The sequence below is a fragment of the uncultured Algibacter sp. genome, from assembly GCF_947487605.1.
GTDB lineage: Bacteria > Bacteroidota > Bacteroidia > Flavobacteriales > Flavobacteriaceae > Algibacter_D.
This window is the reverse complement of record NZ_CANKXK010000006.1, coordinates 83287-96804: the sequence shown is the minus strand read 5'-3', so window position 1 is coordinate 96804 and position 13518 is coordinate 83287. Positions and strand designations below refer to the sequence as shown.

14 protein-coding genes are annotated in these 13518 nt (G+C 30.2%); 5 read left to right on the top strand and 9 right to left on the bottom strand.

The window, feature by feature from the left end; genetic code table 11:
• Positions 1-5 precede the first annotated feature (5 nt).
• Positions 6-368, bottom strand: a complete 363-nt coding sequence (locus Q0739_RS08585) for a helix-turn-helix transcriptional regulator (protein WP_298238306.1) — start codon at positions 366-368, stop codon at positions 6-8.
• 282 nt (positions 369-650) lie between these two features.
• Between Q0739_RS08585 and Q0739_RS08580 the strand changes: the two genes are divergently transcribed.
• Both Q0739_RS08580 and Q0739_RS08575 read left to right on the top strand, forming a co-directional pair.
• Positions 651-1802 (top strand): M14 family zinc carboxypeptidase, encoded by a 1152-nt coding sequence (locus Q0739_RS08580; protein WP_298238305.1) that lies wholly within the window; start codon positions 651-653, stop codon positions 1800-1802.
• A 70-nt stretch (positions 1803-1872) separates the two neighbouring features.
• Positions 1873-2355 (top strand): winged helix-turn-helix transcriptional regulator, encoded by a 483-nt coding sequence (locus tag Q0739_RS08575; RefSeq protein ID WP_139002602.1) that lies wholly within the window; start codon positions 1873-1875, stop codon positions 2353-2355.
• A 30-nt stretch (positions 2356-2385) separates the two neighbouring features.
• Here Q0739_RS08575 and Q0739_RS08570 read toward each other — a convergent pair whose 3' ends face one another.
• Together Q0739_RS08570 and aroB are read right to left on the bottom strand one after the other, a co-directional pair.
• Positions 2386-2676, bottom strand: a complete 291-nt coding sequence (locus Q0739_RS08570) for a hypothetical protein (protein WP_298238304.1) — start codon at positions 2674-2676, stop codon at positions 2386-2388.
• 74 nt (positions 2677-2750) lie between these two features.
• Complete coding sequence (gene aroB, locus Q0739_RS08565) at positions 2751-3818, bottom strand: 3-dehydroquinate synthase (protein WP_298238303.1); 1068 nt, start codon at positions 3816-3818, stop codon at positions 2751-2753.
• Positions 3819-3913: 95 nt separating this feature from the next.
• Between aroB and Q0739_RS08560 the strand changes: the two genes are divergently transcribed.
• Complete coding sequence (locus Q0739_RS08560; RefSeq protein WP_298238302.1) at positions 3914-5095, top strand: proline dehydrogenase family protein; 1182 nt, start codon at positions 3914-3916, stop codon at positions 5093-5095.
• A gap of 7 nt (positions 5096-5102) precedes the next feature.
• On the opposite strand, the gene Q0739_RS08555 is transcribed toward Q0739_RS08560, so the two are convergent.
• The gene (locus tag Q0739_RS08555) at positions 5103-5453 is read right to left on the bottom strand and encodes a hypothetical protein (protein WP_298238301.1); all 351 of its coding nucleotides are present in this window, start codon (positions 5451-5453) and stop codon (positions 5103-5105) included.
• 39 nt (positions 5454-5492) lie between these two features.
• The gene (locus tag Q0739_RS08550; RefSeq protein ID WP_298238300.1) at positions 5493-6692 is read right to left on the bottom strand and encodes an alanine dehydrogenase; all 1200 of its coding nucleotides are present in this window, start codon (positions 6690-6692) and stop codon (positions 5493-5495) included.
• Between the two features lie 201 nt (positions 6693-6893).
• On the opposite strand from Q0739_RS08550, the gene Q0739_RS08545 reads away from it, so the two are divergent.
• The gene (locus Q0739_RS08545) at positions 6894-9311 is read left to right on the top strand and encodes an outer membrane beta-barrel family protein (RefSeq protein WP_298238299.1); all 2418 of its coding nucleotides are present in this window, start codon (positions 6894-6896) and stop codon (positions 9309-9311) included.
• Here Q0739_RS08545 and Q0739_RS08540 read toward each other — a convergent pair.
• The 4 genes from Q0739_RS08540 to Q0739_RS08525 form a co-directional block, all read right to left on the bottom strand.
• Positions 9308-9832: a hypothetical protein gene (locus Q0739_RS08540; RefSeq protein ID WP_298238298.1), complete on the bottom strand. Its 525-nt coding sequence runs from the start codon at positions 9830-9832 to the stop codon at positions 9308-9310. The two genes, Q0739_RS08545 and Q0739_RS08540, sit on opposite strands and share 4 nt — an antisense overlap.
• Positions 9795-9938, bottom strand: coding sequence for a hypothetical protein (locus tag Q0739_RS08535; RefSeq protein ID WP_298238297.1), 144 nt, complete (start codon positions 9936-9938; stop codon positions 9795-9797). Before Q0739_RS08535 ends, Q0739_RS08540 begins: the two co-directional genes overlap by 38 nt.
• A 155-nt stretch (positions 9939-10093) precedes the next feature.
• Positions 10094-10543, bottom strand: a complete 450-nt coding sequence (tsaE, locus tag Q0739_RS08530; RefSeq protein ID WP_298238296.1) for a tRNA (adenosine(37)-N6)-threonylcarbamoyltransferase complex ATPase subunit type 1 TsaE — start codon at positions 10541-10543, stop codon at positions 10094-10096.
• 91 nt (positions 10544-10634) lie between these two features.
• Positions 10635-12182, bottom strand: a complete 1548-nt coding sequence (locus Q0739_RS08525) for a bifunctional response regulator/alkaline phosphatase family protein (RefSeq protein WP_298238295.1) — start codon at positions 12180-12182, stop codon at positions 10635-10637.
• A gap of 94 nt (positions 12183-12276) precedes the next feature.
• On the opposite strand from Q0739_RS08525, the gene Q0739_RS08520 reads away from it, so the two are divergent.
• The gene (locus tag Q0739_RS08520) at positions 12277-13497 is read left to right on the top strand and encodes an HD domain-containing protein (RefSeq protein WP_298238294.1); all 1221 of its coding nucleotides are present in this window, start codon (positions 12277-12279) and stop codon (positions 13495-13497) included.
• The last annotated feature ends 21 nt before the right edge of the window (positions 13498-13518 follow it).

Sequence of the window (13518 nt, the reverse complement as noted above, 5' to 3'; positions counted from 1 at the left end):
TCTTGTTAATTTTGATAGCTTTTGAAACTTCCGTCAGAATAAAAAACAACAATACGTTCAATAGATTTGTTAGATGTATTTTTAACTGGCTTTATTTCTTTTATTACTTCCTTAAAAATTTCTTTTGGAGAATTATCGATGCTACTCGGGAATTCCCCTTTGCCATTTAACAGCCAATAGAGTTCGACCTCTGGAAAAGAGGAGAGAACTTTTAAAACGAATTCCAAACTGGGCTTATTTCTACCAGATAAAATATGCGATATACTTGATCGTTGCACACCAATTTTAGTTGCAAAAGAAGAGGCGGATTCGCCATAATAATCTATTACTTTTTGTAGTCTTTTCGCGAACGCTTCGTTGTTTATCATTGTGAATTGCAGCTAATCTGTTTTTAATATACAAATGTAACAATATATATGATTAATTATTGTTAAAAATGATTGTTATTTGTTATTTTAATTAAAACATAACTTTATATAATATACCTTATATTAGTGATAATATGATATTTATATATTGATTTACGTGTTGACGTGTTTTTGTTGTTATTCGATCCTTTTGTTTGGTTATTATTGTAAACAAATAAGTCTTTTTTATTGTTTACAAATGTAAATTGTTAAATGTTTACTTTTGTGTCATATTATTTTTGAATGGAAATTGAAGAGATTAAAAAGCTCTATATAGAGCACAAAGAAATTAGCTTATTTCATAGATACATCACCAATAATCACATTGCACCAATTTTAGAAAAAATTGCAAAACAGGTGCAAGTTGAAACTGTTGGAAAGTCTGTATTAGGAGAACAAATTCATGGTTTAAAAATTGGAACTGGTTCAAAAAGAATTTTGATGTGGTCTCAAATGCACGGAAACGAGTCAACTACAACCAAAGCTGTTTTCGATCTTTTAAATACTTTTATATATTCTAAAGAGAATACAAAGCATATTTTGGAGTCTTGCTGCATATATATAATTCCAATATTAAATCCAGATGGTGCAAAAGCTTATACCAGAGTAAATGCAAACAAAATTGATTTAAATAGAGATGCTCAAGTATTATCTCAGCCTGAGAGCAAGGTTTTACTTGACGTATTTAATAGTTTTAAACCACATTTCTGCTATAACTTACATGGTCAACGTACTATTTTTAGTGCTGGCAGCAAAAATAAACCAGCTACAGTATCGTTTTTGGCTCCAGCTCAAGACGAAGCATGCACCATTACAGATAATAGAAAAATAGCGATGGAAATAATTGCAACTATGAATAAGTTCTTGCAAAATGAAATACCAGAACAAGTAGGTGTTTATGATGATGCCTTTAATTTGAATTGCGTTGGAGATACTTTTCAAAGTAAAAACATCCCAACTATTTTATTTGAAGCTGGACATTATTTTAATGACTATGCTCGGGAAGAAACGAGGTCATACATATATTATGCTTTAATGAGTTCTTTAGATTATATCGCACAAAATGATATAGATGGTATTAAATATGAACCGTATTTAGATATTCCACAAAATGAGAAATTATTTTATGATATTATTATTAGGAATACTAAAAATGGAAAGCCCTTTGGTTCAAATGATATAGGGATAATGTATCAAGAAAGATTAGTAGAAGAAAAGTTAGAATTTCATCCAAAGGTCGAAAAGATTGCAGATTTATCTTCATTTTTTGGGCATAAAGAGTATGATGCTAAACAAAATGTAGTGCTCAATGAAAATGGGAAGCCTTTAGAAGTTGATAACGAAAACGTTTTCGTAATAGTAAATAATGATAGAATCGCATTATTTCTGAAATAAAATGCACCTATAATGCATAATTATTAATAAAAATGTATTAATTTTGATTTTTATTTAAGAATAGTTAATTATGGGGAAAATTAAATTAGACGAAATCGACCACCAAATTCTTGATATGTTAATTGACAATACAAGAATTCCATTTACAGATATTGCAAAAAAGTTACTTATATCGGCAGGAACTGTGCATGTTCGTGTAAAAAAAATGGAAGAAGCTGGAATTATTAGAGGTTCTTCTTTAACTTTAGATTATAAAAAATTAGGATATTCATTCATTGCTTATGTTGGTGTTTATCTTAACAATACATCACAAACTAAGTTTGTGCTTGAGCGAATTAATGAAATTGCTTTTGTTACTGTAGCTCATATAACTACGGGGAAATTTAATATTTTCTGTAAAATTCGTGCTAGAAGTACAGAGCATGCGAAAGAAGTGATATTTAGGTTAGATGATATTGAAGGCGTATATAGAACAGAAACCATGATATCTCTTGAAGAAAGTATTAACGACAAAAAACGTTTAATGCATTCTATTTTTAATGAAATGAATTAAGGCAATATTAGATAGTAAAAAAGACTCTTTTTATTCTTCTTTTTTATTTTCAATATCGTCTGTTTCTACTATAACATTACCTAGGTCATTGACTGCAAAATTGTCGCTATCAAAATTAGTCATTGTATAGTGCAGTTTACTATTTACTTTAACTAGATAAATGGCATCATCTGTTTTTACCTCTACAGCCTCTATGGTTTGATTGTGATGGTCGTCGAAAGTAATAATATCGTCATCTCCATAGCCATCAGGAAATTTTTCAGTCAGCCTTTTTAATAGATTAGGCGTGAGTTTTTTATAATCAACTATAAGTCGTTTCATATCAAAATGTTTTGATTGATATAAATAATTTCAATAGACAAGCATTATAAAAATACAAAAAAAATTAATAGATTCTAAGAATTGTAGTATTCAAAGGCATCTATTATAATATCGTCAGCTACCAAACAATTAATTTTAGGATTACCAATGGCTTCTAAAAGAACGAAATTAATATTTCCATGCTCATTTTTTTTATCATACTTTAGTAATTCAATAATAGCTGCATACTCAGTTTTAGCTATATCTACATGACCATAGAAGCTTTTAAATAAAGTCTTTATCTCATCGTTTACAGATTCAGAAAAGCCTGTAAGCTTAGTCGATATATATGACGCAAGAATCATCCCGATAGCTATAGCTTCACCATGTAATAAATCGATTTTCTCAGGATGACTCAAAAAATAAGACTCGATAGCATGACCAAGTGTGTGACCATAATTTAGAGTTTTTCTTAAATTTTGTTCATACGGATCTGTATCTACAACATGTTTTTTAATTAAAATAGATTCATAAATCAATTGATCTAAATCTTGAAGATTTAAGTCACTCAAATTTTTAAATTTATTCCAATAATTTTCACCATTTATTAAGCCATGTTTTAACATTTCTGCTAAACCCGATCGCATTTGGTTTTGGGGTAGGGTGTCTAGGTAGTTTGTGTCAATAATAATAATCTCTGGAGAGCTTATGACTCCAATTTGATTTTTTAAATGGCCTAAATCAACACCTGTTTTACCTCCAACAGAGGCATCTACCATAGATAATAAAGTTGTTGGAATATTTATATAAGAAATACCTCTTTTAAAGGTGCAAGCTACAAAACCACCTAAATCGGTAACTACGCCACCTCCTAAATTTATCATTAAACTTTTTCTGTCTGCATCCAAATCAGAAAGTGCATTCCAGACACCAACACAGGTGTCAATAGTTTTATGAATTTCTCCTGCTTCAATTTCGATAATTTCAATAGAAACAGTAGTTTCCAGTTTTTTAAGAAAACGAGGCAAGCAGAATGTATGTGTATTGCTGTCTACTAAAACAAATATTTTAGAAAAATTACCTTCAGTAACATGCTCATTCAAAGCAGAATAAGATTGTTCGTTAAAATGAATTGTAGAGTTATTTGCTACTATAGAATCCATAAATAAATACCTTTTTTTGAGTGTGTGAAATTAAGGAGTTTTTATATAAAAATATAGCTCTGCGATAATTATATTTGTTTAAATTTTTAAATTGAATGGTTACTAATCCAATTTTTGATAACACAGAAATAGCTTTTGCTCTAAAAAACGATTCTGATCTTGATCGTGCTTATTTCTTGTTCAAAATGATATCAATTCAACCATTGGTTAGAATTGGAACTGCTGCGACAAACTTTGCTATTAAAGCTAATTTGCCTATTGAAGGTTTAATTAGATCAACTGTTTTCGATCATTTTTGCGGTGGTGTTAATGAAGATGATTGTATTCCTGTAATAGATAAAATGTATGCAAAAGGAGTTAGCTCTGTACTAGATTATTCGGTAGAAGGAAAAGAAAGTGAAGCAGAATTTGATTCCGCGATGAATACGATTCTTAAGATTATTGAATTTGCTAAAGAACGAGATGCTATTCCAATTGCGGTATTTAAACCTACAGGATTCGGACGTTTTTCTTTATATGAAAAAGTGGGTAGTGGAGAAGCTCTCAATGAAAAAGAAACTACAGAATGGAATAATGTAGTTAAAAGATTTGATGCTGTATGTAAAAAAGCAAAAGCTTACGATGTAGCTGTTTTAATTGATGCTGAAGAAAGCTGGATGCAAGATGCCGCTGACCAATTGGTTACCGAAATGATGAAACGGTATAACACCGAAAAACCAATAGTTTATAATACTTTGCAAATGTATAGGCATGATAGGCTGGAATTTTTAAAAGAACAACATGCTCTGGCTAAAAAAGATGGTTATTATTTAGGTTATAAATTGGTGCGAGGTGCTTATATGGAAAAAGAAAATGAACGAGCCAAAGAAAAAAATTATAAATCACCTATTTGCATACATAAAACTGCTACAGATATTAATTTTGATTCAGCAACTAGTTATATGTTGAATAATATTCATGACATGTCTATGTTTGCTGGAACTCATAATGAAGATAGCTCTTATTTAATAATGAGACTGATGGAAGAGAAAGGCATTAATAATGGTGACGAGCGTGTTTGGTTTGGTCAATTATACGGTATGAGCGATCATATTAGTTTTAACTTGGCAAATAAAGGATACAACGTAGCAAAATATATTCCCTTTGGTCCAGTTAAAGATGTGATGCCTTATTTAATTAGACGAGCAGAAGAAAACACTTCTGTTGCAGGACAAACAGGAAGAGAACTTAGTTTAATAAGCAAGGAGAGAAAGCGCAGAAAATTAGCGGATAATTAAAACTCAGTTATTTATTTAAACTTTTAATGGTGGCAATACTATCACAATTTTCAACAGTCATCATTACTTCTTGATTGTTATAATTGCTTTCTAGCAAATAAATCCCGCAAGGTTCTTGTCTAGTATTACTTTTAGAGAAATTGATATTACCAGTTTTAAGTATATGGTTTATTAATGTAGAGTCCGATGGTTCAATTGAAATATCGTAGACAATATTTTTTATATTAATGTTTTTCATAACTCTTGCCTCTGGACCATAACTACAAGATGTTTTTTTACCATTAAGAAAGAAAGCTAAAATAACTAAGCCAATTGAAAAACCACCCAGATAGTAACCAATGCGTTGTATTAATTTCATTTAAGAGATATACAGTAAAAACCTAGTACTTTAGTTAAATTAAAATATAAGAAGATTGACATCGCTATATTTTAAATCGAACCATTCACCAACAGATTTACTAGTTAAAATTCCGTGGTAAAAATACAATCCATTTTTTAATCCTCTATCAAAACGCAGCGAATTTTCTATACCACCATCTTCAGCAATTTTTAGTAAATATGGAGTAAAAATATTACTTATTGATACAGATGCTGTACGAGGATATCTCGCGGGTATATTAGGGACGCAATAATGTATAACACCATGTTTTATGAAAGTAGGTTGTTTGTGTGTTGTCACTTCACTTGTTTCGAAACATCCGCCCATATCAATACTCACGTCAATTATAACAGCTCTTTTCTTCATTTGCTCAACCATGCCTTCTGAAACTACAATGGGTGAACGATTTGTGCCTCTTAGAGCACCAATTACAACATCACAACGTTTAAGTGCTTTGCTCAGGTTTTTAGGTTGAAGAGTAGAAGTGAATAATGGGCGACCAAGGTTTTTTTGTATGCGTCTTAGCTTGGTGACCGAATTATCAAACACTTTAATGTTAGCACCAAGACCCATGCTGCTTCTTGCTGCAAATTGACCCACCGTACCTGCTCCTAATATCACAACCTCTAATGGAGGAACACCACTAATGTTTCCAAACATTAGGCCGTTTCCGTGTTTATCATCAGATAAAAGCTCCGATGCAATTAAAACCGAAGCTGTGCCTGCAATTTCACTCAGTGAGCGTACGGCAGGATAAGTGCCGTCTTCATCTCTAATAAATTCAAAGGCTAATGCAGTTATTCTTTTTGAAGCCAAAGCTTCGAAGTACTTTTTACTCTGTGTTTTTAACTGCAAGGCAGAAATAAGTATTGCTTGTGGGTTTATAAGTTTTATTTGTTCCAAACTGGGAGGTTCAACCTTAAGAATCATAGGGCAGGCGAATACTTTTGAGGTGTCTTTCGATATTTCGGCTCCAGCTTCACTATAATCTTTATCACTAAAACTTGCTCTGTCTCCAGCTCCAGATTCTAATAAAACCCTATGGCCATTATTAACAATATCTGAAACAGCATCAGGAGTCAAGCAAACACGTCTTTCTTGATAATCTGTCTCTTTTGGGATTCCAATAAAAAGCTCTCCTTTGTTTTTTAATATTTCTAATTTCTCTTCTTGTGGGAGTAACTGTTGTTTCGTAAAAGGGGATAACGATTTAGACATAATACGGGTTAGTTAAAGAAAAATGAAATTACGAATAAAATTCTTAAACTCTTCATATGATTTAAAATTATTGCTTAAAACTATGTAGAAATAATATTTTATTTATTTATAATATTATAAGAATTTTAATGCAAATTATTATGGCTTTACCGCATAACTTTTCGGATTAATTATTTTATGTTTGTATTGATAAGTAATTTTATGCTTCAAAAATTAATTTCATTTTATCTGCTTTTTTTTTGTGTATTTGGTTATGCTCAAGATTCTATTATTGAGGGAAAAATTAATGATCAAAACAAACAGCCAATAGCATATGTTAATGTCGTAATAAAATCGGCTGTTGATTCTACATTTGTAGCTGGAACATCAACAAACGAAGTTGGTTATTTTCAACTCGAAGGTATAAAAAAGGGTAATTATCTATTAGAAATAAGCTTTATTGGATATTCTAAAAAATCAATCGATTTAGATTTATCAGTTAACGTAAATATAGGTACTATAGTGCTTTCTGAAGAATCGCAAGAATTAGCTGGAGTAACGGTTATAGCTAAGAGACCAACCGTAAAAAGATTAGTAGATAGAATAGTTTTTAATGTTGAAAATTCAACTTTGTCTAACAGTAATGTGTTAGATGTTTTAAAGAATACACCAGGAGTAATCGTCAATGATGGAAGTATATCCGTAAAAAACTCAACTCCAACTGTTTACATTAATGATAGAAAAGTGCACTTGTCTTCTAATGAAGTACAGCAACTTTTAGAGGGTACATCGGCTACTAATTTAAAGTCTATTGAAGTTATAACTAATCCGCCCGCTAAATATGAAGCTGAAGGTGGAGCTGTTTTAAACATTGTAACTAGTAAAAATATTATTGCAGGTTATAATGGGAGTGTTTTTGGTAATTATAAACAAGGATCTGAGTTTCCTAAATATTCTTTTGGAACTAGTCATTTTTTTAGGACTAAGAATCTGAATACTTATTTGAATTATAGTATTAGTCCTAGAAAGGATTTTAGGAATAATAGCGAGTTCATTAATTTCATAGAAGAAGATCAAATTATATCTAGATGGGAAACCGATTATAGAAGGGTTAGAGACAATGCGAATCAAAATATTAATGCTAACATAGATTATACATTAGACAAAAGAAATGCTATTGGTTTTTCAACTAGTATGTTAATCTCTCCTAGAGAGAATACAAAAACACAAGTTAATTCAGAAACAGAAGTTTTTGGTTCAGATAAATTGTTAGATTCTATATTTAAAACCGATAATAAATTAAGAGATGAAACTTTTAATATTGCTTTTACCCTAGATTATTTACATAAATTTAAAAAAGAAGGTGAAACGTTAGCCATAAGTGGCCATCATACTAATTATGATTTTTCCAGTTTTCAAAATGTAGATACAAATTATTTGTTTCCAGATCAATCTCCAATTCGTAATAATCGATTTCAAACGTTTTCTAATCAGATAATAAAAATATACACAGGTCAATTAGATTATGAGTTACCAATCACTGCTAAGGCGCAATTTGAAGCTGGAGCAAAAGTATCAAATATTAGTTCCGAAAACACTTTAAATCAGTTTACTTTTGAAAACGATATGAGGCAAGAGGATTTTGAAAATTCAGATATCTTTTTATATGATGAAACCAACTATGCATTATATAGTAGTTATTCAAATGATTGGGAATCTTGGAGCTTAAAATTAGGATTAAGAACAGAGTATACAAATATAAAAGGCAATTCAATATCTACAAATCAAAATTCTGATACAGACTATATTAAATTTTTCCCATCATTGCATGTTTTAAATAGATTCAATTCTAATAACGAAATTTATTTTAATTACAATAGACGCATTTATCGCCCGAGGTATAATCAGTTAAATCCATTTAAATATTTTTTAAATGACAATGCTTATGTAACTGGGGATCCTAATTTACAACCACAAATAGACGACTTATTTACTTTGGGTTATACCCTTAATAAGGATTATACATTTGAAGTGTATTTTCGTCATGAAAGCAACCCAACACTTCAAATAACTTTCCAAGATAATTCAGAAAGTTTAATTAAGCATATTAATACTAATATAGACCAAAGCGTATCTTATGGATTAGATTTTACTGCTTATACTAAGGTAGTCAATCATTGGAATATATATTTGTTATCATCTTTATTTTATTATGAAAATAAATTTTTTGCTTTAGAGAGTAATAATACATTAGAGAGCATTGATAGGTGGTCTGTATTTACGCAGGTGAACAATTATTTTAGTCTTTTGAAAGACAAAAGTTTAGGGGTTGACTTATCCTATGTGTTTTCATCCCGAATTACAGATGGGCCATCTGTGAGCAATAATACATCTGGGTTAGATATTAGCCTAAGAAAAATATTTTGGAATAATAGAGCAACTTTGAGTGTTGGTGTTACAGATGTTTTTAACGCTCAAAACCTTTCATGGACTACAAGATACTTAAATCAAGATGTGTTTGTAAGCTCTAAAGAAGAAAATAGACTATTTACTTTAGGCTTTAGTTATAAATTTGGCAATTTTAGATTAAATTCTAATAAAAAATCTATTGAATTTGACGAGCGAAACAGGCTAAATTAAAAATACTGTTTTACTTTTTCCCAAAAGTTTTTAGGAGATATTTTGAATTCATCTTCTAATTCTTCCATGGTTTTTGTAGCTTCATTTATTTTATTAAATATACGTGCTCTAATCAAATAAATTGAAGGTATTATAATAGCCATTATAGGAATTAGATATATTAATTGATTAGAATCAAAAAATTGAACATCTCTGTTTATTACATCAAATGTCTGATAAGAATACATGGCTATCGGAACTAATAAAACATGATACCACCAATGCCTACAAGTAAAAAACCATAAAAACAATAAATATAAAGGTAATAATTTGCCAGCAAGAACCCAAAAAACGAGATTAACACTTTCATAATAACCACTATTATATGTAAATAAAAAAGTGTCCCAAATTTGCGTGTCTGGAACACTTTCATGTAAATAAAATAAATAAGGAGATATAGCAATTAAAGTAGCAACAATACTACCAATTACTATATTGCCTTGACTAGGCGATGTGCTTTTGCCTAAGCTTGGTTTTGTCAATTTTTGCGGTTTCTTGTGCATCTAAGTTATATTGATTTGCAGCACTAGCCAAAAACAACATACCTCCGAAAATTGCGATTGCAATTACATACTTTTTAGTTTTCATAATATAAGGGATTAATTAATTAATAATCCAAAAGTAACTAAAGAGTAATCTGAAGAAATCGCTTAAATGTTAAAATTATGTTAAAAACAAGATTTTTTCATTTTTTAGCTACGGGTTTTCCGTAAATCTTCAAAATCCGAGGCTTTTATTAGTGTTTATCTTTGTTTGCTAAGCAGGGTTTTATGGTTAATTTTATCTATTCTGTTCAATTTTAGCGTTCTAGTACCATCCATATTTAATTCTAAACGAATTACATCATAAGGTTCTGGAACAATACTTTTTACTTTTTCTGGCCATTCCATGATACACCATGCGTCAGAAAATAAATAATCTTCAATTCCAAAATTATAAGCTTCTTCTAAATCTTTAATTCTGTAAAAATCGAAATGATACAGAAGACCACCTTTAATTTCGTATTCGTTAACAATTGAAAAAGTTGGACTACTAACTTCGTCATCACTACTTAAACAAGTCGTAATTGCCTTAACAAGTGTTGTTTTACCAACTCCAATATCGCCATAAAGCAATATCTTTTTTGAAGTGACACTATTTATTAGTTCTTGTGCAACACTTTTTATATCTTCTAGAATATAAACAATCTCCAATTGTCTTTATTTTTTATACAATATTAATAATTAAAATTGACAAAACCTAAGAAAAAGTGTATTTCGTCGATGATTTACGCATTACACAGATTTATTTAGGAGTAAAAACTGCAAAAGGAATAATCATTTCTTCTAATGAAACCCCACCATGTTGGTACGTGTTTCTAAAATAACTGACATAATGATTGTAGTTATTAGGGTAGGCAAAGAATAAATCGCTTTTTGCGAAAATATAGGAGCTACTCATATTAATAGATGGTAAATGGATATCTTTTGGTCTTTCTGCAACAAGTACATCTTTAGTGTCGTAAGTTAAGCTTCTACCTGTTTTATAGCGTAAATTTAAACTGGTATCTCTATCGCCAATTACTTTTGAAGGATTCTTTACATTAATAGTTCCATGATCTGTAGTAAGTATTAATTTAAATCCAAGTTGTTGCGCTTGTTGAATCATTTCGAATAGTGGCGAGTTTTTAAACCAACTAAGCGCTAGAGATCTATATGCCTTATCGTTTGATGCTAATTCTTTTACAACTTCCATTTCGGTTTTTGCATGTGAGAGCATATCAACAAAATTGTAGACTATTACTGTTAAGTCGTTGTTTTTAAGTGATTTAAAATTAGATACTAATTTTTTTCCAGATTTTAGATTTGTAATCTTATAGTATTCACTCTTTAAATGGCTAAGGCTTAAACGTTTCATTTGAGCCTCTAAAAATTCAGCTTCAAATAAGTTTTTGCCACCTTCATCGGTATCGTTTTTCCAGTAATTGGGAAATAATTTTTCCATATCACTTGGCATTAAACCTGAAAATATGGCATTTCTTGCATATTGAGTTGCTGTTGGTAGGATGCTAAAAAAGGCTTCTTCGCTTTCTTTTTTATAATAATTATTAATAATAGGTTCAAAAACTTTCCATTGGTCATACCTTAAGTTGTCAATAACAACAAGCATAGTTGGTTGTTCCTTGCTTATTTCTGGTACTACTTTTTCTTTAAAAAGCGTATGGGACATAACTGGCGCATCAGTATTAGGCTTAAACCAATCTGCATAATTTTTATCAATAAACTTCCCAAACTGGATATTCGCTTCGTTTTTCTGCGATTCAAGAATTTCAAACATACCTGCATCTTCGATATCTTCCAGCTGAATTTCCCAATAAATTAGTTTTTGATAAAGGTTAACCCATTCTTCATACGAGTTCACCATAGCCAAATCCAAAGCTATTTTTCTAAACTCTTGTTGATAGTTTGAAGTGGTTTTTTCAGAAACTAATCTAGAATGATCCAAGTTTTTCTTTAGACTAAGCAATATCTGATTCGGATTTACAGGTTTTATTAGGTAATCGGCTATTTTGTTGCCAATAGCTTCTTCCATTATATATTCTTCTTCACTTTTGGTTATCATAACTACAGGTAGGTTATCCTGCTTCTCTTTAATCTCGTTTAGGGTTTCAAGACCTGTTAAACCTGGCATGTTTTCATCTAAAAAAACAATATCGAAATTGTTGTCGTCTAAAATTTCAATAGCTTCTGTACCACTATTACAAGTTGTAACATTGTAGTTCTTTTGCTTAAGAAACAAAATATGTGGTTTTAATAGATCTATTTCATCATCAACCCAAAGTATATTTATCATAGTTAATTTATTATTAAGTGCAATTTTATTATCGGTTGTCCAATATGGACTTCATATAGTTATATTTGTAATATTAAATGCTAAAAATTAAAGTTTGAATAAACTTAAAATCTTAAACGACCCAATTTACGGATTTATTACTATTCCAAATTCCTTAATTTTCGACTTAATCCAACATAAATATTTTCAGCGTTTGCGGAGAATTACACAAATGGGCATGTCTTATTTGGTGTATCCAGGAGCACATCATACAAGATTTCATCATGCTATTGGATGTGTGCATTTAATGCAAAAGGCCATCAACATACTTCGTTTTAAGGGAGTTACAATTTCTAATGCCGAAGAAGATGCTCTGTATGTTGCTATATTACTGCATGATATTGGTCACGGTCCCTTTTCGCATGCAATGGAGCATAGTATAGTTAATAATGTATCGCATGAAGAAGTTTCGTTACTTTTTATGGAGAAATTAAACGAAGAATTTAACTCAAGTTTAACGCTTGCTATTCAAATTTTCAAGGGAGAATATTCTAGAAAATTCATGTGCCAATTAATTTCTAGCCAATTAGATATTGATAGACTGGATTATTTAAGGCGAGATAGTTTTTACACAGGAGTAGCCGAGGGTAATGTAAATAGTGAGCGATTAATAACAATGTTAAACGTGGTAGATGATGCTTTGGTTGTAGAAGAAAAAGGGATATACAGTGTTGAGAAATTTCTTGTGGCAAGAAGGTTTATGTATTGGCAAGTGTATTTACACAAAACAGGGTTAGTTGCAGAACAACTTTTAATTAGAGTTTTAAAACGGGCCAAGGAATTAGTTAATAATGGTGTAAAGTTAAATTCAAGTAAAGCTTTAAGTTATTTTTTGTATAATGAAATTTCGGAATCAAATTTTAGTGATTCTACACTCGATATATTCTCACAACTTGATGATTATGATGTTATTAGTGCTATGAAAGAATGGCAATTTCATGAAGACTTTGTTTTAAGTCATTTGTGTCAAATGATAATAAATAGGAATTTATTAAAAGTAAAAATTAAGAGTAAGCTTATTAAGTATTCAAGTCTAGATAAATATTTAAAAAGCCTAATTGAAAACTATAGTATAACTAAAGAAGAAGCAAAGTATTTTGTGTTCACAGGTAATATTTCCAATCAGGCTTACGGAATTAAAAACAAGAATATTAATATATTGTATAAATCTGGTAAAATTGAGGATATCGTTAAAGCATCAGATCAACTTAATTTAAAACCTTTATCAAAACCTATAACCAAATATTATATATGTTACCCCAAAGGAGAACTTTAGCACATTTTTCCTATTTTTGCG

Bases quoted from the DNA above. Each gene is read 5' to 3' on its own strand.
- Q0739_RS08555 (WP_298238301.1), bottom strand. From the start codon at position 5,453: ATGAAATTAATACAACGCATTGGTTACTATCTGGGTGGTTTTTCAATT.
- Q0739_RS08525 (WP_298238295.1), bottom strand. From the start codon at position 12,182: ATGATAAATATACTTTGGGTTGATGATGAAATAGATCTATTAAAACCA.
- Q0739_RS08535 (WP_298238297.1), bottom strand. From the start codon at position 9,938: ATGAAAACTAAAAAGTATGTAATTGCAATCGCAATTTTCGGAGGTATG.
- Q0739_RS08545 (WP_298238299.1), top strand. From the start codon at position 6,894: ATGCTTCAAAAATTAATTTCATTTTATCTGCTTTTTTTTTGTGTATTT.
- Q0739_RS08575 (WP_139002602.1), top strand. From the start codon at position 1,873: ATGGGGAAAATTAAATTAGACGAAATCGACCACCAAATTCTTGATATG.
- Q0739_RS08550 (WP_298238300.1), bottom strand. From the start codon at position 6,692: ATGTCTAAATCGTTATCCCCTTTTACGAAACAACAGTTACTCCCACAA.
- Q0739_RS08580 (WP_298238305.1), top strand. From the start codon at position 651: ATGGAAATTGAAGAGATTAAAAAGCTCTATATAGAGCACAAAGAAATT.
- Q0739_RS08570 (WP_298238304.1), bottom strand. From the start codon at position 2,676: ATGAAACGACTTATAGTTGATTATAAAAAACTCACGCCTAATCTATTA.
- Q0739_RS08585 (WP_298238306.1), bottom strand. From the start codon at position 368: ATGATAAACAACGAAGCGTTCGCGAAAAGACTACAAAAAGTAATAGAT.
- Q0739_RS08560 (WP_298238302.1), top strand. From the start codon at position 3,914: ATGGTTACTAATCCAATTTTTGATAACACAGAAATAGCTTTTGCTCTA.
- aroB (WP_298238303.1), bottom strand. From the start codon at position 3,818: ATGGATTCTATAGTAGCAAATAACTCTACAATTCATTTTAACGAACAA.